Source organism: Arthrobacter sp. K4-10C (assembly GCF_059090085.1).
This window is the reverse complement of the sequence record NZ_JBNHFI010000053.1, coordinates 1-207: the sequence shown is the minus strand read 5'-3', so window position 1 is coordinate 207 and position 207 is coordinate 1. Positions and strand designations below refer to the sequence as shown.

Here is a 207-nt window from a genome sequence, read left to right as displayed (position 1 = left end):
ACCGGTCCCGGGGCCAGGTCATGGCGGACGCCCTGGTCGAGCGGGTCACCGGCACCCCGGGCGGGATCACCGGCATCGACCTCCAACTGGTGATGACCGACCGGACCCTGTTCCAGGGCGACAGCGAACCCGCCCGCCTTCCCGGCTACGGGATCGTCCCGGCCGGGTGGGCCCGCGCGCTGCTCCTCGATGACAAAACCGAAGACC

At 72.0% G+C, this 207-nt stretch carries 1 pseudogene; it reads left to right on the top strand.

What is annotated here, in order from left to right:
- Positions 1–207 (top strand): annotated as a pseudogene (locus AC5RUU_RS19725) (HNH endonuclease); the annotation flags it as partial.